Here is a 17,458-nt window from a genome sequence, read left to right on the forward strand (position 1 = left end):
GCAGATGGAAATTTACACAAGTTATTTAGCGAAATATCAATGATACAATACACTAGCACTGCAATATACCCCTGCCTGTATCTCCGATACAAAGATAAAAACCTTACTTTCTTATCGTTTCCTCTCTGTCTGCATCCTTTATTATCGCCTTATTCATATCTTCCTCATATTTTCGCATTTCTATATGAACAGGTGTCGGATCATCGTGAACTTTATCGCTCTTAAAATGGTTGTAAAAACACAGGATTCCTATTGGTATACCTATACTGTAGGATATCTCAAGTATACTGCCCGAACTCTTGTCAACACCTTTTACCAGCTTATAAAAATCGTCAAAAACATCACCGACACTTACATCAGTATTGAATGTCATAATAGTAAATGCTGCTCCGAAAAATACTATTATGCAGGTTATGGCAAGTTTTGTATATTCCCATGCCGGATTTGGTTTAACAGGCATTTTGTACTCTACCACAAAGTCCGGTTCGCCTATGTTCACAATACTGAATGCAGGACATTCTTTCTGTATCAGATTTATCACTTTTGTTATCGAAAAAATCACCTTTTCGTTCTTATCTCCCTTTACAGTATGGAGAACTATATCTCCCGCCCGCTTTACGGCATCACTGTCAAGCGAGATAATGTCAAGTACATCAGAAAGCACTATTCTTTTATTGGCAACTTTTTTACTTTGCGAGGCTTTTATATAAATTGTTTTATTTTCAACCTGACTCATCTTAATCTCCATTCTTGCATAGTTTACTGCCTACAATAAATCTGTGCCAAACTAAATTATCCTTCCATTTGTATATTCAGTACGTGTATTCCTCTGTATCGTACAGTAGCAAACAGTTGTCATAAGTGCGATTCCTATAATAACGGCAATAAGCCATCCTCTGTTTCTCATCATCTAAAAAAACCTCCATTTTGTTCTCTTGATAACAGTAGTATGGCTTATTATTTTTTGTTTATTCATTAAATTGGTTTTCATGCTATGAATTTAATTCAAGATACATGCGTTTTAAAATCTTTTTTTCAAGTCTGCTCACCTGAACCTGGCTTATTCCAAGTTTATCAGCTATCTGTGTCTGTGTCATTTCCTTAAAATACCTGTATTCGATAAGTTTTCTCTCCTTTCCCTTTAATTTTTTTATAAGATTATCAACGAGTATATGGTTTAATACCTTCTCCTTCTCCCTGTCACACACCGTTTCCTTTGCTAATATCTGGTCTACAAGCATAACTTCTCTTCCATCATCCCTATATACATTTTTGTAGATTGAATCAACCTCAACATTCGCATCAAGTGCAAGAACTATATCTTCCTCAGAAAGTTCCGTGACCGCTGCAATCTCACTTATCGTTGCATTTCTTCCATATTTGTGACTTAACTTTTCAGATGCCTGTTTTATCTTCCAGCCATTCTCCTTAAGCGTCCTGCTTACTTTTATCATACCATCATCCCTTAAAAACCTCTTGATTTCTCCCATTATCATAGGAACAGCATATGTAGAAAAACAGACATTAAAACTCATGTCAAAATTATCAATTGCCTTTATAAGTCCTATACATCCAATCTGAAATATATCATCTGCCTCGTATCCTCTGCCGGTAAATCGTCTGACAACATTCCAGACAAGCCCCATGTTTTTTTCAACAATCTCACTTCTTGCCTCTCTGTCACCCGCCCTGGCTTTCTTTAGCAAACATCTTATTTCATCCTGCATGCTATTTTGCCCCGACTTTCTTTTTCATAAACACCTTTGTTCCTTTTGAAACCTCAGACTCGACTCTCATCTCATCCATAAATGCTTCCATAAAAGCAAATCCCATTCCTGAACGCTCCCATTCAGGTCTTGTCGTATATAAGGGTTCCATCGCCTTGTCAATATCAGCGATACCGACACCAAAATCTTCGATTTCAATCTCCACCTCATTATTATGTATCTCACATGTCATAAAAATTCTCCCAGGTCCCGATTCATATCCATGTATAACTGCATTTGTAACAGCCTCTGAAACAGCCGTCTTTACATCGGACAACTCTTCAAGCGTGGGGTTAAGTCTTGTTATATATGCTGCTACAACAGTCCTTGCAAATGCCTCGTTCTGTGAACAACTCTCAAATTCTATTCTCATAAAACGCCTCCTGTATCGTATCATATTTTTCTATAATCTTATATAAACCTGAGACTTTAAATATCCTGTCTACCGCCTTGCCGACATTCGTCACGGCTGCCTTTCCACCGATAAACATTACTTTTTTGTAACGCCCCATAATAAGACCTATCCCTGAACTGTCCATAAAACTTACATCCTTAAAATCAAAAATAATGTTTTTTACGTTTCCAGCCTCAATAAGCCTGTCGGATGTTTCCCTGAGATAAGTAACTGCATGATGGTCAAGATCGTCTTTGATATAGACCACCAGACAATTACCTTTGATTTCATAATGCATCATATCCATAATCAATCTCTCCTTTCTTTATAACGAAAAAAGCCTGCCGCAATGTAACCATAAAGATTACATAAACGACAGACTTCTGTCTTTATCACAGTATGAAAACTAAATCTTCACACTAATATCCCATCTCTGCTAATTTTGATTTTGCAAGTGCCACTTTATCTGAATCAGGATAATCATTTACGATAGTATCATAATATTTCTTTGCCTTATCATATTTCTGCTGTTTCTGATAACCTCTTCCAAGGAAATATATTGCCTTGACATTTGTCTCATTATACTTAACAGCTTCCTTTAATGTCTTTATCGCATTTCCATAATCACCGCTATCGTAATAAGAATATCCCTGCTGATATAAATTTTCTGACATAACTGCAAATGTATTTTCTTTTATTTTGTTGTATACTTTCTTTGCATATTCATCTTTAAGCGTATTCTCGTCAATATCTAACAGCTTCTTCGCAGCATTCTCCGTATCGTTTGCAAGATATGAGCTTGCTGAACTAAAGAGTGAATTATACACATCGAGGATTGTCTTTCCGTCATCAGTATTCAGATCTCCCTGAATTTCCTTAAGCTGACTCTTTAAGCCGTCGATTTCTTTCTGAAGTGACTCATTTTTGCTTTTCAGTGAAGATGAATCACTGTCATCTGCTGCCTGCTGCTCACTATATTGTTTAAAATTGTCATTTGCATTTTGTACCTCGTTCGATTTCATATGAGGGATTATCAAAAAATACATAAGAGCAAGTCCTATGACAATACCTACAATAATATTTATAAATGGCATAATCGACGGTCTTTCCTCTTTATACGGTGTGATCGTCTTGTATGCATCAGGATCTACCTGCGGCAGAGTCCTTCTCTCAGGCTCCTTTTTGGCAGGCTTGGGCTGTGGTTTCGGACTTTCGCCTCTTAGATGAACATCTGATAACTCTTTCATATAACGCAATGTTGTTGTATTTGTAACATCAATCTTGCTTATGTTCCTAAGAAGTTTTAACGCCTTAACCCTGTTGTCTTTTTTTCCTGTCATCATATACAGCAAAGCTAAAAGCTGATGTGCCCTTATAAATTTTGGATTAAGGTTTACAACCTTTTTAAGTTGTATTATCGCCATATCCTCATCGCCATGCTTTGCAGAATTCAGTGCAGAGTTATACTTTCTGATCGTCTGATTGTATGTTTCAAGTTTATTTGGATTTGACTGTATCAGTTTGATATAATCCTCTGCGTCATTGTTCTCCGCCTGGTAATGCTTACTTATAACCCACTCACTTAATGCAGATACGATTTCTCCTTCTTCCAGATAAATAAGCCCTAACAGGTTCCTTGCATTTGTATTTAACTTGTTAAATTGTAAACTAAGCTTTAGAGATGAAACGGCTCCTGACAGATCTCTGACCTTTGCCTGTGACAGTCCCTTGTTATAATAAATATTTGACAGACTGACAACTCTGCGGTAATTTTTAAGATCCTGACCACAGTTGTCACACCTTTTTTTCTTAAAAGCTACATTGGCATTACATCTTGGACAATTCATTACTCTTCCACCCATCCTGCTGATTTATTTTTTTTAGTATTTTTACCGCCCTGACTGTCCTCTAAAATACTCTGAAGCAAATCTGTAACATCAGTCGTATTGTTTCCATAAATAGCATCTTCTGCCTGATCAATCTCCAAACTTGGCTGAAATTTTGCCAACTCAGCTTCAAAATCCATACTACACTACCTCCCGATTTTCATCAACTGTTATCCGCCGCAAATTGCGACAAATTAATTATTCCCCTATCTTATATACTATAATTCCTGCCCCTCGCCTTGCATATTCCACATGTCTCTCTTCTTCGGTTACAACTGCTTTTACACCATTTATCGTAATCACATTTCCCGGATATATAACCTTTTCAATAGTGACTTTTGCAAGATTGGCTTTCCCCATTTTCTCAACAATATTCTGTTTCTTCTTCGTAAGCTCACTAAGTTTTGTATCTTTCTCAATCTTAGTGCGCATAAGTGCCATCTTCTTTTCGAGAAGATCTGTACGTCCAGTTTTTTCAATGAGTATCTGAACCTGTCCAAGCACATTTGTAACCTTGGCAAGTTCCTTCTCTATCTCAGACATATCCTGCTCACATTTTGTAAGCATTGCAAACAGATCCCCATCTACTCCGGCACGAAGCGTTGTCTTTACCTCCGACATGTTTCCAATGATCGTTGCGTGTATATACCTTGTCGCAGATACCGTTCCACCAATAATAATACCGTACTTTCCTGATACAAGTACATCCTGCCCACACTCGATTTCTGAGTTCATAATGGCATTTGCATTTATATCTTTGGCACATTTTATCTGAACCTGCTCGAAAAATTTACCAGTTACATCTCCACCGGCTTCAAGATATCCCTTGCCATTTCCCTGCATTCCATTTTTAAGAACTATGTCCTTTTTCGCTTTTAATGTTGCCGACTCTACATATCCATCTACGATAATATTACCTCTTTCAGATATAACCTTTACTCCCGTAAGTACATTTCCATGTATATGAATATCATTTTGAAATGTAACATCACCCGTCGAAAATGACACATCACCTTCTATAATAAGTTCAGGTTCTATCTGAAGTTTGTTATCACGATATGTTATCTTTCCATCATATTTTGCACGATACTCTTTTTTTTCACTGTCATATATAAATCCCCTGCCGCCCAGCTTTGCAAGTTCTTTTCCCTTTTTTGCAATAATAGTCTCACCTTTTACTGAGACACCATCCTCACAGGGTATGGCCGGGTGATATACAACTACTGTCTGCCCCTGTTCAACTGTAGGAACTTCTCCATACTTTGAATAATCTACAGAACCATCTGCAAGTATCTTCGGCTTTGTATCAATCTCTGTCTGAAACAAAAATTCATACCAGCCGTCAACGCCATCAACAGCTTTTTTTCCCTCTGCGACCTTAACAGGTATATTGTAGATTTTCTGATCTATGACTTTTTTCAATTCAGCTTCATCGATTCCATTTACGACGCCCGCCTGACTCAACCTTTTCTTAAGACCGTCAACCGTGTAATCAGATTTTGCCTTATCCGTTGTAATTATACAAAGATATGCTTCAGATTCGTCATCTGAAAATGTAATCTCTCCTCCACCAAGAACCTCTGCATTTGCTTTATCTTCCATGATACCCTCCTCCCTTCCTTGCTACTGACTACTCCCACTGTCAAACCATTGGGGTCCTTACTATCAAAGTTTAGCTTGTATTCGTACACCATTCACAGGCTTTGGATATACAAGTATAAGTCTATTTGAGTAAGCACTTTCATTACCATGCAGTCCTAACGACTACATTAGCGGTAAATTTCTATCACATCAATCTTTCCGATTGTGATAAGGAAGCATAGTCAATCTCCCATATATAAAAATCAAGCAAAAAATATGTGGCTTTCATCCCCTAGTCAAGCCTATGGGGTTTCGCCATGAATTTATAACGATAATATGTATAATACCGCTACTATAAGAAAATTATATATTAGTTGACCTGTAAATGCAAGTATGGGAATAAATTTCCCGATTTGGCTATCAATACTGGTGGTTGTCCGAGTTTAAATATATTTTTATTTTAATTAAAAAAGCTGTGAATACACATATGATTATGTTTCACAGCTTTATAGGCAAGCGGATATTCGCAATCCGCCCTGTTATTTGCTCATAACAATAATACTTATTATTTACAGAGCAGCAAGTTCTTCTTCTACTTTGCTCATCATTGCCTGATATTTTTCAAGTTTTGCTTTTTCTTCATTTATCTTTGCTTCCGGTGCTTTGCTCATGAATTTCTCATTGCTTAACATTCCGTTTACTCTCTTAAGCTCTCCCTCAAGGCGTTTCTTTTCTTTTTCAAGACGCTCTTTTTCTTTTGCGAGGTCTACAAGGTCTGCAAGCGGCATATAGATAGTTGCCTTATCTATAACTACTGATACCGCATTGTCCTCGATGCCTGCCTTGTCAGCCTGTACCTGTACTTCTGACGCTGAGATAAGATGCTGATATGAAAGTATAAGTGATGTGAGTGTCTCTTTTGTCTCATCATCATCTGCTACGATATATACCTTAGCTTTTCTTGATGGTGCTACGTTCATCTCACTTCTTCTGTTTCTTATTCCTCTTGTGAGTGCTTTCATAAGCTCTGCCTTGTTTTCGGCATCTTTGTTGTCCCATTCTTCCTTAAACTCAGGCCAGTTTGATATCATGATAGATTCTTCTTCCGACTGGAGTGTGCAGAAGATTTCCTCTGTGATAAACGGCATGAACGGATGAAGTAATTTAAGTGAATTGATGAGTACTGTCTTAAGTGTCCAGAATGCAGCGTTTGCTGATTCTTTATCCTCATCCTTTGCAAAAAGTCTAGGTTTAACAAACTCGATATACCAGTCACAGAACTCTGTCCATACGAAGTCATTTATCTTCTGAACAGCTACACCAAGTTCATATTTTTCCATGTTTTCAGTAACTTCTTTTGCAAGTGTGTTTACTGCTGACAATATCCACTTGTCCTCAACTTTGAGAGTGTCATATGCCGGTGTTGTAATCTCGTTGTCACCGAGATGCATCATGATAAATCTTGAAGCGTTCCATACCTTGTTTGCAAAGTTACGGCTTGCTTCAACTCTCTCCCAGTAGAAACGCATATCATTTCCCGGAGCGTTGTTTGTTACAAGTGTAAAACGGAGTGCATCTGCACCGTACTTATCTATAACTTCAAGTGGGTCAATTCCATTTCCGAGTGATTTACTCATCTTTCTTCCCTGACTATCTCTTACAAGTCCGTGAATAAGAACAGTGTCAAACGGAACTTTTCCTGTATGCTCAAGTCCTGAGAACATCATACGGATTACCCAGAAGAATATGATATCATATCCTGTTACAAGTGTGCTTGTAGGATAGAAATAATCCATCTCCTCTGTCTTATCAGGCCATCCAAGTGTTGAAAATGGCCAGAGTGCTGATGAGAACCATGTATCAAGTGTATCAGGGTCCTGACGCATAGGTTTGCCACACTTTGGACAAGTGCAGCCATCTTCCTTAGTAACCATAAGTTCCCCACAGTCATCACAATAAAATGCTGGTATTCTATGTCCCCACCAAAGCTGACGAGAGATACACCAATCTCTTATTCCTTCTAACCAATGATAGTATGTCTTATCAAAATGAGGTGGAACAAACTTTGTATCACCTTTTTTAACTGCCTCAATAGCCGGTTTTGCAAGTTTTTCCATAGCAACGAACCACTGCTTTGAAACTCTAGGCTCAACAGTTGTATGACAGCGGTAGCAGGTACCTACATTATGCTCATGGTCTTCTACTTTAAGAAGTGCTCCTTCTGCTTCAAGGTCTGCCACGATTGCTTTTCTTGCCTCATATCTATCCATTCCTGCATACTTAGGATAATCTGCAACTATCTTTGCATCATCAGTGAGTACATTTATAACCTCAAGATTGTGGCGAAGTCCTACCTCGAAATCATTAGGGTCATGTGCCGGTGTAATCTTAACAACACCTGTACCAAATTCCATATCTACATAATCATCTGCGATTATAGGAATCTGACGGTGTACGATAGGAAGGTCGAGCATCTTTCCTACCATATCCTTATATCTGTCATCTTTTGGATTTACAGCTACTGCCGTATCACCAAGAAGTGTCTCAGGTCTTGTTGTAGCAAGGTCGATATAGCCTGTTCCGTCTGTTGTCTTGTAACGGAGATGCCAGAAATGACCTGCCTGATCCTCATACTCAACCTCAGCATCTGAGATAGATGTAAGACAATGAGGACACCAGTTGATTATTCTCTCACCACGATAGATAAGTCCTTTATTGTAAAGTTTTACGAAAACTTCCTTTACAGCCTTAGAACATCCCTCGTCCATCGTAAAACGCTCTCTGTCCCAGTCGCATGAAGAACCAATCTTTTTAAGCTGCTCAACAATACGGCCGCCGTACTGTTTCTTCCAGTCCCATACATGCTCAAGGAACTTCTCTCGTCCAATGTCTTCTTTCTTAATTCCATCTTTAGCAAGTTTTTCAACGACTTTTGCCTCAGTTGCGATAGACGCATGATCCGTTCCTGGAACCCATAAAGCCTCATATCCCTGCATACGCTTAAAGCGGATGAGGATGTCCTGCAAAGTATTGTCAAGGGCGTGTCCCATATGGAGCTGTCCCGTGATATTTGGAGGTGGCATAACGATAGTAAACGGTTTCTTGTCTCTGTTTACTTCTGCATGAAAATATTTTTTCTCAAGCCACTTATCATAAGTTCTTTTCTCAATGTCGGCAGGGTTGTAATTTTTCTCTAATTCTTTTGCCATGATAATTTTTCCTTTCTGAACAAAATAAAAAACCCTTTATCCATACAAATACAGATAAAGGGCGAATAAACAATACACGCGGTACCACCTTTTTTAATGTTTAAACCATCACTACTGCTTAATTTATAATAAATGCAGTTTATCTTTGTTTAAATATCATCTCTACATCTTTAACGGAATGACCCGTTGAATACTACTGACTATTTCATATCCACGACTCCAAAGCTACCTTCCACATTTTCGCTCCTAAACGGTCTTTCAGCCAATGAACCATTCTCTCTGACGGACTACGATGTGTACTCCTCTTTTTCTAAGTCTTTACCTTTCAACATGATACTAGATTGCTTACAGATATGTCAAGTAAAAAATCTCTACTTATTCATAAACCTGTCCCATTCCTCCGTATCATGTGCCGCTTTCACCACAAGCAGATATGAAAATTCCTCATATTCAATCTCAAACTCATAAGTATTTTCTCCTGAAGATTCATCTCTCTTAACTATAACTTCAAGCATATATTTGTCTATAAGCATATCAAATGTTTCCTGATACTTTTCTATAGGAATTATCTCGTCAGGTATCTCTCTTTGAAACACGCCATCAGCATTGTAAACTTTTACGCCTTCTTTTATAAATGAAGTAATCTTTCCATCCTGTAGTTTCAATACAAGGTCGTTTGTACGCATCTCGCGTATATCCCTGTTGCAGGAATTGTTAGCTTTTATCATAACATTGTCAAGCATAAGGAATACATGACCGTTTCTGTTCTCTATACCACTTATATGTGCTTCATCAAAATCAAAATTTTCAAATTCGTCAACTGTCCTGAAATTCATCTAAATTTCCTCCCATATCTTAAATTTAAAAGGGACACCTTAACGATGCCCCCTATGGTAATTTTATACTTCTTTGTTGTCAGGCGGATATCCGCAATCTGCTCTGCTGCTTGCCTGATAATATTAAATCCGAATATCAGATTACTTATCGTAATCGTCAAGATGAACAACAACATCTCCGAGGTCGATTGAACCACTAGCAGTAGTTTCTTCTTCCTCCTCATCATCTTCTACTTCTTCTGTATTGAACTGAATGTTTATATCTCCATTGTCTACCATTGCCTGAAAAACATCAATGGCTGTCTGAGCCATCTCATCATCCTCAATAGCTTCAAAGTTAGGGTCTCCTGCTTCATCTTCAAAATATCTGAAAATAAGCACTTCTCCCTCACCGTTTGCAAGAGATTCCTCATCCTGCTCCAATGGCATAAGTACAGCAAATTCTTCATCACTGTATACTTCCTCAATCTGGAATACTGCCATAAGTGCAGCATCAACTTCGTTGCCTTCCTCATCATTAAGTGTGATTAATGCTACTTCTTCATTGTCCTCGTTAAAAAATAAATCTGTGTTTCTATCGTTCATAATAAACCTCGCTTTTTTTTAATTTTAAAAGTTTAATCTCTTTCTTGGAATTATACCATATATCAATAACTAATTACAACGAATTAAGAAAAATTTCATTATTCATTATCAACCGTTTTTCCGCTGTAATTCCTCTCTCTGCATATCTGCAACAAATTTTTCTATTCCAAACGGCTGCCTTAAATTTTTGCAGCCGACTAAAACCCTGCCCTCATCTACATCTTCTTCTCTCACTACTTTACCTATAAATACCATCGGTGTCTTATTTTTACTGCCGCCGTGATAATAAACTGCCTTTATGACCTGCCCTGTCCAGCCAACTACACCGTCCACTTCCTGTCTCCTGATAACAAGCGAAAAGCCTCCGATGCTCACATCTTTAAGTATCGCCTCAACGGACTGATTTACACTTGCAAGTTCTGCCTTAACATAATTTCCGACATAAACCCTGAATTCATTTCGTCTGTTTATCGGAGTTCCCTCTTTTTCACTGAGTATTATATGATATTTCTTATTTTCAAGTGTCGTTATCTCTACATCAACATCCATGTACTTTTCGGGCAATGGCTGAGAATCAACAACTATATCTTTAGTGATAGCTCTATTTGAAAAGTTCAACAGCTTGTTATCATGTCTGATAGGCTCTACTATCACATGTCCCTCGCCAGACTGAACTATATCTGTCTCAAATTCAAGTTCTTCAGTACCGGAAGAGACAGTCAGATGAACTTTTAATCCGCTTGTCAGCTCGCTTAATTTTCTTCCCATCTTATGTATCCTCTCTTTTTCACCCTCCCTGATTTTCATTCTAGGTTTAATTGTAAACGAGCATTATCATTTGTCAATGATTTATCTCATTTTTTATCTCAAGCAACGATTTACGGCTGCTGTCCGCACCTTCGGTACGGTCTGCTATATCAGCCAGATCATCATATTCCATTTTTTCTCTTTGTACGCCATAACCTGATGATTTTTTTACCCTTACATCACCATAAACAGTCTTTATATTCTCTGTTTTTCTTGAAAGGATATACCTGTCACACTCATACTGCCTTACACCTATCGTTGTCGTATATTTAAAGATAAGTTTTACAAATCTGTCTTTCTCCTCCTCATGACATATACAGCAGATGATAGTTCCCGGTCTGTTTTTTTTCATATATGCAGAAATCGTATAAACATCAAGTGCACCTGCCTGTAAAATCTTTTCCATAGCAAAACCTATCTCTTCGGCAGTCATATCGTCTATATTGCAGGCAAGCTCGACAATCTTATCTTTCGCTTCGCCCTCGATACCATTTTTAACATGCTTTTCTGAACTTCCACCTGCATGATAACATCCATTTGTGTCATTTTCTTTTTTGTCACCACAAAAAAATCTATTATTGCTTTTTTCATAAACCTCCCCTAAAAATGACCTCACACAGTTAAGTCTTTCAAACTCTTTTTTTCCAAATCCATATCCAATCTCAGATACGGACATTGTTGGCATATCCGAAAAACTGTCAGCAAAATATTTTATAAGAGCCGCACCTGTCGGAGTACAAAGCTCACCTTTTATTCCATCACTATAAGATGGTATTCCCCTGAGAATAAGTGCTGTTGCAGGTGCCGGAACGGGAAGTTTTCCATGAGCACACATAACATAACCGCTTCCGGTATGAACAGGAGATGCCACAATCTTTTCAGCCCCAATTTCATCTATAAGAGTACAGACTGCGGCAACATCGGCAACAGCATCCATATTTCCGACCTCGTGAAAATGAATCTGGCTCACATTCTCACCATGCACTTTGCTCTCGGCATCAGCGATTATATCATAAACATCTAAAATCTGTTTCTTAATCTTGTCAGATGTATTAAGTGCTGACACTATATCCCTTATATCAGACATTGATGTATGATGATGCGTGTGTGTATGATGAACACCATCATTATCTGTATGGTGACTATGCTTATCAGGCTCGCTGTCAGCTACAACATCTGTATTTCCATTATGTATATGATGTTCGTCATGTTGTGCTTCATGAATATGAATATGACCATGGTCATGCGTTTCATGCCCGCAACCACATTCCTCCTCAACACCGTTGACAAGCACATGCATATGAGTTCCGCAGATTCCTGATTTTTTCATAAGCTCACGCTTAAAATGTACGCCCGGTATATTAAGCGAATTAAGTTTTCCAAGAACCTTATCCTTATCAGGACAAAGTTCAAGCAGTGCAGCAGTAAGCATATCACCTGCTGCTCCCATTCCCAGATCTAAATATAAAACTTTCATAAAAATCTCCATTCTGCTGCCATCAAAATCTACTGTGACAGACTTGCAAAACCATTTTATCTTTACAGATGATTTATCATGCTTGCCTGATAAGCAGCACCAAAACCATTGTCAATATTCACGACACTAACACCACTCGCACATGAATTTAACATTGAAAGAAGTGCCGACAGACCACCAAAAGATGCACCATATCCGACACTTGTAGGGACTGCGATAACAGGACAGTCCGCAAGACCTCCCACAACACTTGCGATAGCCCCCTCCATTCCGGCTATTGCTATTATGACTCTCGCTTCAAATATTGTTTCTATATTTTCAAGAAGTCTGTGAATTCCCGCAACACCGACATCAAACAGTTCTATCACATCATTTCCAAGATATTTTGCTGTATAAACAGCTTCTTTTGCAACAGGCAGGTCACTCGTACCAGCCGTCACAACCACGATCCTGCCTTTTCCATCTGGTTTTTGAAAGCCGCCAACCACACATATCCTGCTTAATTTATCATAAAATAAACTATTGTCAGAAAAACATCCGTCATCATCACATCTATACCTTCCAGACAGTTCATTCTTCAAATACTCTGCTGCATCCTCACTCATCCTTGTAATAAGCACATTTTTCTGCCCCTTATCGATCAATGACTTTGTAATAGCTGCTATCTGTTCCTTTGTCTTGCCCGCACCATATATAACCTCAGGAGTTCCCTGTCTTATCTGTCTATGAAAATCCGGCTTTGCAAAATCGAGATCTTCAAAAGGCTCCATCTTCAACTTCACCAAAACTTCATCAACAGTGGTGGTGCCATCTTCGAGCTGTTTCAACAAATTTCTAATTTCATTCACAACAATACTCCTCAAAATCTAATTTTTCACAAAATAATATAATAATCACTGCACTAAAACTTCATTCATGCTTCCCATTCTGTAGCCTTTCATATCCATAGCTACATAATCAAAACCAATTTCCTTAAATCTGTCATATATCTCTTTTCTCACTTCATCTTTCATCATTTTTTCAATCTCATCAGGAGAAAGCTCTATTCTCGCTATAATTCCACTCTCCTTTTCTCCATGAATCCTGACTCTCACCTGAGAAAGACCATACTTCATAAGAAATTCCTCAGCCAGCTCAACCATTTTTAACTTTTCCCTGTTTATCGTTTCACCGTAAACAAATCTTGATGAAAGACAGGCAAAAGAAGGCTTTGACCACGTCGAAAGTCCCATCTCTTTTGAAAGTTCACGAATTTCTGACTTATAAAGACCGACATGGCGAAGCGGACTCTTTATTCCAAGTTCCGCAACGGCCTGGAGTCCAGGACGGTAATCTCCATTGTCATCCATATTTGAACCTTCTGCCACATACTCGATACCATTTTTATGAATAATATCAAGAACCTTTCCAAACAATTCCTTTTTACACAAGTAACAGCGGTTCTTTGGATTTTTTGAGAATCCATCTATATCAAGTTCCTCAGACTCACATATAAACTGGCGGATATTTTCCCGTTCACAGAAAGCCTTAGCCTCATTAAGTTCTCTCTTTGGAAAAGAACATGAAACAGCCGTAACAGCAACCGCTTTTTCTCCTAAAACATCATGTGCAACTTTCATAAGAAATGTAGAATCCACACCACTTGAAAAAGCAACAGCCACACTGCCAAGTTCCTTAAGATATTTCTTTAAATTTTCTAATTTTTCTTCTTTACTCACAATAATCACCTGCTTTTTTATACTGTAAACACCTTGTGTGTCAACCAGCAGCTACAGTACACTAGTGCTTGTTCATAACAATATCTATGCATAACTGTAATTCTGCAAAACTTAGACACTAAAGTATAATCAGTATAGCAAAAAAACACCTATATAGTCAAAAAACACCATTTAGGTGTCATTTGAAATCTAAATGGTGTTTTTTAAAGTTTTATTTCAGTATACTATCATATTCCTTTAAAACCTTTATTCCTGTTTTCGTCAGTTTAGATGTATTATTATCGAGCGAATATACTTTTAAATTTACAAGTGTGTGCCTGTAACACATATATGTCTCAGAATACACCGGCATTTTTAACTTCTGCTTACTATCTATTGTTTCATATGGATAATCAGCGGTCAGCAAATGTTTATTCATGGACTCTTTCATATATATATGAGTTATGTAGATAAGTATTTTTTCATCGCTGTTATAATAATAAAGATTTCTTTTTACTGATTTCTGAATATCATTACCAATAAAATCTCTCTTTTCACTGAAATTTTTCAGTTTTACAAATGCTGTACAAGAGTGTTGTAATTCTCCCTCGCCAATCTCTTTAAAGTTCTTCATTTTAAAATTTTTATAAATATTGTTGTAATCTTGTGTAAATATTTTATAAGAATCCTTCTTTGCTGAGGATTGTGTCTTTTTTGAAGATTCCTTTTTCGATGCCTTTTTATTTGATACCACTGTTTCTTTTAAGGCTTCTGTTTTTGATGTTTTGTTATTTAATGCTCCTGTCTCTTTTGACTGTTGAGTACATCTGCATAATAATGATGCTGATATCATAACAGCGATAATTGCTGTTCTTACTCTACTCATGATTTACTCCCCCTATATTCTATGTAATCAAACTGCCACTCAATTATTCAGCCATAGAATACCATTATAAATTACTTGTCTTTTTTCTTAATATGTATAGGTGTATTTAGCTGCTAGTATAATTACAATAAAAATCATCTTTCTATTTTAAATAGACAACTTGAAATTTATTCATTAAGCAAAATATTTCTGTAATAATTCACATCAAAAATCCTATTTGAAGCAAATTGATTAGCAACCTCTAAAAACATATCTCTGTCACCAGCGTGCAATAATTTGGAAGCATATAATACAAATAACAACTGTATTCTGATATCTCCTAACTTATCCGTACCAGCTAACAAATCCATTTTAGTTTCATAATAATTTTGCATTAAAATTTGATATGTCTCTGGAAAAACTCCGCTGAACATCAACTCAAGAGCATAACAAAAATATATCTTGGCAATATCATCTACATTTTCATCTTTTAAGCTGCTAATATCCAAATTTTTTCCTTTTACAGCATAATCAATATATGTATTGACAACATAAATTATAAGTTCATTCATCGACTTTTGAAGTTCTTCTGAAAATCCCATGCATGTAAAAGTATTATATAAAATATTATCTTCATCTATCATGCCCAATGCCCCTATTCATTATACATTTTTATTTTTTTAGTATACTATCGTATTCCTTTAAGGCTTTTATTCCTGTTTTCGTCAGTTTAGATGTATTCTTATTTAAAGAATATACTTTTAAACACCATTTAGGTATCTTTTTAAATCTAAATGGTGTTTTTTTAAGGTTTTATTTAGTTGTTGGAACTGGTGTAGAAGTAACGCTATATGACTCTACAATATAATCACCCATAATCTCAGTTTTTTTATTTTTTATTTTCTTTAACTCAGCTTTTACATCTTTACCATCATCTCCAGGTTTCGCAGTTCCTTCTATATATTCTATATCAGAAACATTATCCTCGTCCTCGGTTTCAACTTGTGTACTTACATCTGTTGCCTTTGCTGACTTTCCATTATTGTATGAATAAGCTGCAATCCCCACAACTGATACCGTCAATACGGCAATTACTGTTAAAATAGCTTTTCTCATTGTCTACATTCCTCCTTTGATTTTCTAGAGATTTATAACCATTCAATCACATAATACTATTATCAATTGCTTTTGTCAACAATGTTTTTATTATCAAAACATTGACTTAAAAATATTTCGATAATATAATCAATTATACTTATTATGAACATTAAAAGCAAAGGAGAATGACAATTGAAAAATAAATTATGTAAGCAATATATTTCACAGATAAAATCTTTTTTTCCGATAGTATCAAAAAAAGAAAGAAAATATATCAACAACATAAGTAATTCAGTAAATGAATACTGTGAAGATAATCCAAAAGCTACTCTAAATGAAATATACGATGTATTCGGTTCTCCACAGGAAACTATAAACAGTTATATGTTAGCAAACGCTGATGATATTAGTTCATATTTCAAAAAAGTAAATATAGCTAAATGGTTTAAACGTATTTCTATTCTTTTAATGGCAACAATAATAGTTTTAACTTCTGCTTTGTTATTACATATGTACAAAGACTATAAAGTTTTTGAAGATGAAACTATGTTTTTTAATGAAATAAAAATAGAATGAGGCTGTCGCACGAAGCATTATTCATACAATATAATTAATTAGCCATCATAGTGTTTATTTACAACAAGACTTAAATTTTCAAAAAGAGGTGAATAATGAAAACACGAAAAAAATTATGTAAAAAGTACATTTCACAGATAAGGTCTTTCTTTCCTATAATAACCAAAAAGGAACGAAAGTACTTAAACAATATATGCGATTCAGTAAACGAATACTGTGGAGACAATCCCACTGCTACGCTAAATGATTTATATGATATATTCGGTTCTCCACAGGAAACTATAAACAGTTATATAATAACTCATACCAACTTTGCTTCATATATGAAAAAAATACGATTAGCCAAATGGATTAAACGAATTGCAATTGTTCTAATAATTGCAATTATCTTTATATCTGCTGTTTTATTCAAAAACATACAGGAAGAACATGAAACTTTTGAAAATGAAAAAATAGGGATTTCTGAAGAAACTATTAAATAAACATAGATACAAAATGAGAAATTTTAATTTTCACACTAGTACAACGAAAATTAAATCTTTGATACATTGAGCATGAATGTGCTTTTGAGAGTGCATGTCAAAAAACGCAGGTGTGGCGGGCTACATCGAGGCTTTTTGATGTGTGCTATCGAAAGTGCAGGCTTGTTCAATGTATCAATTATTAATTATTCGTTGTACT

Annotated in this window: 20 protein-coding genes and 1 other annotated feature; of the genes, 2 read left to right on the forward strand and 18 right to left on the reverse strand. The window is 36.4% G+C overall.

Annotated features, from left to right (window positions below; all coding sequences use genetic code 11):
- Nucleotides 1–103: 103 nt before the first annotated feature.
- From KQI69_RS09135 to KQI69_RS09215, 18 genes are all read right to left on the reverse strand, one after another.
- On the reverse strand, nucleotides 104–736 hold the full coding sequence (locus KQI69_RS09135; RefSeq protein ID WP_216565075.1) for a stage V sporulation protein AA: 633 nt from the start codon (nucleotides 734–736) through the stop codon (nucleotides 104–106).
- 51 nt (nucleotides 737–787) lie between these two features.
- Nucleotides 788–910, reverse strand: a complete 123-nt coding sequence (locus KQI69_RS10580; protein WP_022225030.1) for a hypothetical protein — start codon at nucleotides 908–910, stop codon at nucleotides 788–790.
- A gap of 82 nt (nucleotides 911–992) precedes the next feature.
- The gene (locus KQI69_RS09140) at nucleotides 993–1,727 is read right to left on the reverse strand and encodes a SigF/SigG family RNA polymerase sporulation sigma factor (RefSeq protein ID WP_216565076.1); all 735 of its coding nucleotides are present in this window, start codon (nucleotides 1,725–1,727) and stop codon (nucleotides 993–995) included.
- A gap of 1 nt (nucleotide 1,728) precedes the next feature.
- On the reverse strand, nucleotides 1,729–2,139 hold the full coding sequence (gene spoIIAB / locus KQI69_RS09145; RefSeq protein ID WP_216565077.1) for an anti-sigma F factor: 411 nt from the start codon (nucleotides 2,137–2,139) through the stop codon (nucleotides 1,729–1,731).
- On the reverse strand, nucleotides 2,123–2,467 hold the full coding sequence (locus tag KQI69_RS09150; protein ID WP_216565078.1) for an anti-sigma factor antagonist: 345 nt from the start codon (nucleotides 2,465–2,467) through the stop codon (nucleotides 2,123–2,125). Before KQI69_RS09150 ends, spoIIAB begins: the two co-directional genes overlap by 17 nt.
- Before the next feature lie 112 nt (nucleotides 2,468–2,579).
- A complete protein-coding gene (locus KQI69_RS09155) occupies nucleotides 2,580–4,022 on the reverse strand; it encodes a tetratricopeptide repeat protein (protein WP_216565079.1) in 1,443 nt (480 codons plus the stop codon).
- Nucleotides 4,007–4,186 (reverse strand): hypothetical protein, encoded by a 180-nt coding sequence (locus KQI69_RS09160; protein ID WP_216565080.1) that lies wholly within the window; start codon nucleotides 4,184–4,186, stop codon nucleotides 4,007–4,009. Before KQI69_RS09160 ends, KQI69_RS09155 begins: the two co-directional genes overlap by 16 nt.
- Nucleotides 4,187–4,244: 58 nt before the next feature.
- Complete coding sequence (locus KQI69_RS09165) at nucleotides 4,245–5,648, reverse strand: DUF342 domain-containing protein (protein ID WP_216565081.1); 1,404 nt, start codon at nucleotides 5,646–5,648, stop codon at nucleotides 4,245–4,247.
- Nucleotides 5,649–6,196: 548 nt separating this feature from the next.
- Nucleotides 6,197–8,836, reverse strand: coding sequence for a valine--tRNA ligase (locus KQI69_RS09170; RefSeq protein WP_216565082.1), 2,640 nt, complete (start codon nucleotides 8,834–8,836; stop codon nucleotides 6,197–6,199).
- A 54-nt stretch (nucleotides 8,837–8,890) separates the two neighbouring features.
- Nucleotides 8,891–9,158, reverse strand: a binding site (T-box leader).
- A gap of 49 nt (nucleotides 9,159–9,207) precedes the next feature.
- Nucleotides 9,208–9,672 (reverse strand): hypothetical protein, encoded by a 465-nt coding sequence (locus tag KQI69_RS09175; RefSeq protein WP_216565083.1) that lies wholly within the window; start codon nucleotides 9,670–9,672, stop codon nucleotides 9,208–9,210.
- A 141-nt stretch (nucleotides 9,673–9,813) separates the two neighbouring features.
- A complete protein-coding gene (locus KQI69_RS09180; RefSeq protein WP_216565084.1) occupies nucleotides 9,814–10,257 on the reverse strand; it encodes a DUF1292 domain-containing protein in 444 nt (147 codons plus the stop codon).
- A 108-nt stretch (nucleotides 10,258–10,365) separates the two neighbouring features.
- Nucleotides 10,366–11,025, reverse strand: a complete 660-nt coding sequence (locus KQI69_RS09185) for a PilZ domain-containing protein (RefSeq protein ID WP_216565085.1) — start codon at nucleotides 11,023–11,025, stop codon at nucleotides 10,366–10,368.
- Between the two features lie 73 nt (nucleotides 11,026–11,098).
- Nucleotides 11,099–12,541: a nickel pincer cofactor biosynthesis protein LarC gene (gene larC / locus KQI69_RS09190; protein WP_216565086.1), complete on the reverse strand. Its 1,443-nt coding sequence runs from the start codon at nucleotides 12,539–12,541 to the stop codon at nucleotides 11,099–11,101.
- 62 nt (nucleotides 12,542–12,603) lie between these two features.
- Complete coding sequence (gene larB, locus KQI69_RS09195) at nucleotides 12,604–13,395, reverse strand: nickel pincer cofactor biosynthesis protein LarB (RefSeq protein WP_216565092.1); 792 nt, start codon at nucleotides 13,393–13,395, stop codon at nucleotides 12,604–12,606.
- Between the two features lie 39 nt (nucleotides 13,396–13,434).
- The gene (gene larE / locus KQI69_RS09200; protein WP_371818806.1) at nucleotides 13,435–14,259 is read right to left on the reverse strand and encodes an ATP-dependent sacrificial sulfur transferase LarE; all 825 of its coding nucleotides are present in this window, start codon (nucleotides 14,257–14,259) and stop codon (nucleotides 13,435–13,437) included.
- Between the two features lie 211 nt (nucleotides 14,260–14,470).
- On the reverse strand, nucleotides 14,471–15,124 hold the full coding sequence (locus KQI69_RS09205; RefSeq protein WP_216565087.1) for a hypothetical protein: 654 nt from the start codon (nucleotides 15,122–15,124) through the stop codon (nucleotides 14,471–14,473).
- Nucleotides 15,125–15,291: 167 nt separating this feature from the next.
- A complete protein-coding gene (locus KQI69_RS09210) occupies nucleotides 15,292–15,747 on the reverse strand; it encodes a hypothetical protein (RefSeq protein ID WP_216565088.1) in 456 nt (151 codons plus the stop codon).
- 169 nt (nucleotides 15,748–15,916) lie between these two features.
- Nucleotides 15,917–16,219, reverse strand: a complete 303-nt coding sequence (locus KQI69_RS09215; protein WP_216565089.1) for a hypothetical protein — start codon at nucleotides 16,217–16,219, stop codon at nucleotides 15,917–15,919.
- 174 nt (nucleotides 16,220–16,393) lie between these two features.
- Here KQI69_RS09215 and KQI69_RS09220 point away from each other — a divergent pair, with 174 nt between their 5' ends.
- Together KQI69_RS09220 and KQI69_RS09225 are read left to right on the forward strand one after the other, a co-directional pair.
- Nucleotides 16,394–16,777: a DUF6120 family protein gene (locus KQI69_RS09220; RefSeq protein ID WP_216565090.1), complete on the forward strand. Its 384-nt coding sequence runs from the start codon at nucleotides 16,394–16,396 to the stop codon at nucleotides 16,775–16,777.
- Nucleotides 16,778–16,872: 95 nt separating this feature from the next.
- A complete protein-coding gene (locus tag KQI69_RS09225; RefSeq protein WP_216565091.1) occupies nucleotides 16,873–17,259 on the forward strand; it encodes a DUF6120 family protein in 387 nt (128 codons plus the stop codon).
- Nucleotides 17,260–17,458: the final 199 nt, after the last annotated feature.

The organism is Eubacterium sp. MSJ-13 (assembly GCF_018918235.1).
Taxonomy (GTDB): Bacteria; Bacillota; Clostridia; order Lachnospirales; family Lachnospiraceae; genus Butyribacter.

What these genes read in the sequence shown, in the direction of transcription:
- KQI69_RS09135 (WP_216565075.1), bottom strand. Translation starts at nt 736, where the DNA reads ATGAGTCAGGTTGAAAATAAAACAATTTATATAAAAGCCTCGCAAAGT.
- KQI69_RS10580 (WP_022225030.1), bottom strand. Translation starts at nt 910, where the DNA reads ATGATGAGAAACAGAGGATGGCTTATTGCCGTTATTATAGGAATCGCA.
- KQI69_RS09140 (WP_216565076.1), bottom strand. Translation starts at nt 1,727, where the DNA reads ATGCAGGATGAAATAAGATGTTTGCTAAAGAAAGCCAGGGCGGGTGAC.
- spoIIAB (WP_216565077.1), bottom strand. Translation starts at nt 2,139, where the DNA reads ATGAGAATAGAATTTGAGAGTTGTTCACAGAACGAGGCATTTGCAAGG.
- KQI69_RS09150 (WP_216565078.1), bottom strand. Translation starts at nt 2,467, where the DNA reads ATGGATATGATGCATTATGAAATCAAAGGTAATTGTCTGGTGGTCTAT.
- KQI69_RS09155 (WP_216565079.1), bottom strand. Translation starts at nt 4,022, where the DNA reads ATGGGTGGAAGAGTAATGAATTGTCCAAGATGTAATGCCAATGTAGCT.
- KQI69_RS09160 (WP_216565080.1), bottom strand. Translation starts at nt 4,186, where the DNA reads ATGGATTTTGAAGCTGAGTTGGCAAAATTTCAGCCAAGTTTGGAGATT.
- KQI69_RS09165 (WP_216565081.1), bottom strand. Translation starts at nt 5,648, where the DNA reads ATGGAAGATAAAGCAAATGCAGAGGTTCTTGGTGGAGGAGAGATTACA.
- KQI69_RS09170 (WP_216565082.1), bottom strand. Translation starts at nt 8,836, where the DNA reads ATGGCAAAAGAATTAGAGAAAAATTACAACCCTGCCGACATTGAGAAA.
- KQI69_RS09175 (WP_216565083.1), bottom strand. Translation starts at nt 9,672, where the DNA reads ATGAATTTCAGGACAGTTGACGAATTTGAAAATTTTGATTTTGATGAA.
- KQI69_RS09180 (WP_216565084.1), bottom strand. Translation starts at nt 10,257, where the DNA reads ATGAACGATAGAAACACAGATTTATTTTTTAACGAGGACAATGAAGAA.
- KQI69_RS09185 (WP_216565085.1), bottom strand. Translation starts at nt 11,025, where the DNA reads ATGGGAAGAAAATTAAGCGAGCTGACAAGCGGATTAAAAGTTCATCTG.
- larC (WP_216565086.1), bottom strand. Translation starts at nt 12,541, where the DNA reads ATGAAAGTTTTATATTTAGATCTGGGAATGGGAGCAGCAGGTGATATG.
- KQI69_RS09205 (WP_216565087.1), bottom strand. Translation starts at nt 15,124, where the DNA reads ATGAGTAGAGTAAGAACAGCAATTATCGCTGTTATGATATCAGCATCA.
- KQI69_RS09210 (WP_216565088.1), bottom strand. Translation starts at nt 15,747, where the DNA reads ATGATAGATGAAGATAATATTTTATATAATACTTTTACATGCATGGGA.
- KQI69_RS09215 (WP_216565089.1), bottom strand. Translation starts at nt 16,219, where the DNA reads ATGAGAAAAGCTATTTTAACAGTAATTGCCGTATTGACGGTATCAGTT.
- KQI69_RS09225 (WP_216565091.1), top strand. Translation starts at nt 16,873, where the DNA reads ATGAAAACACGAAAAAAATTATGTAAAAAGTACATTTCACAGATAAGG.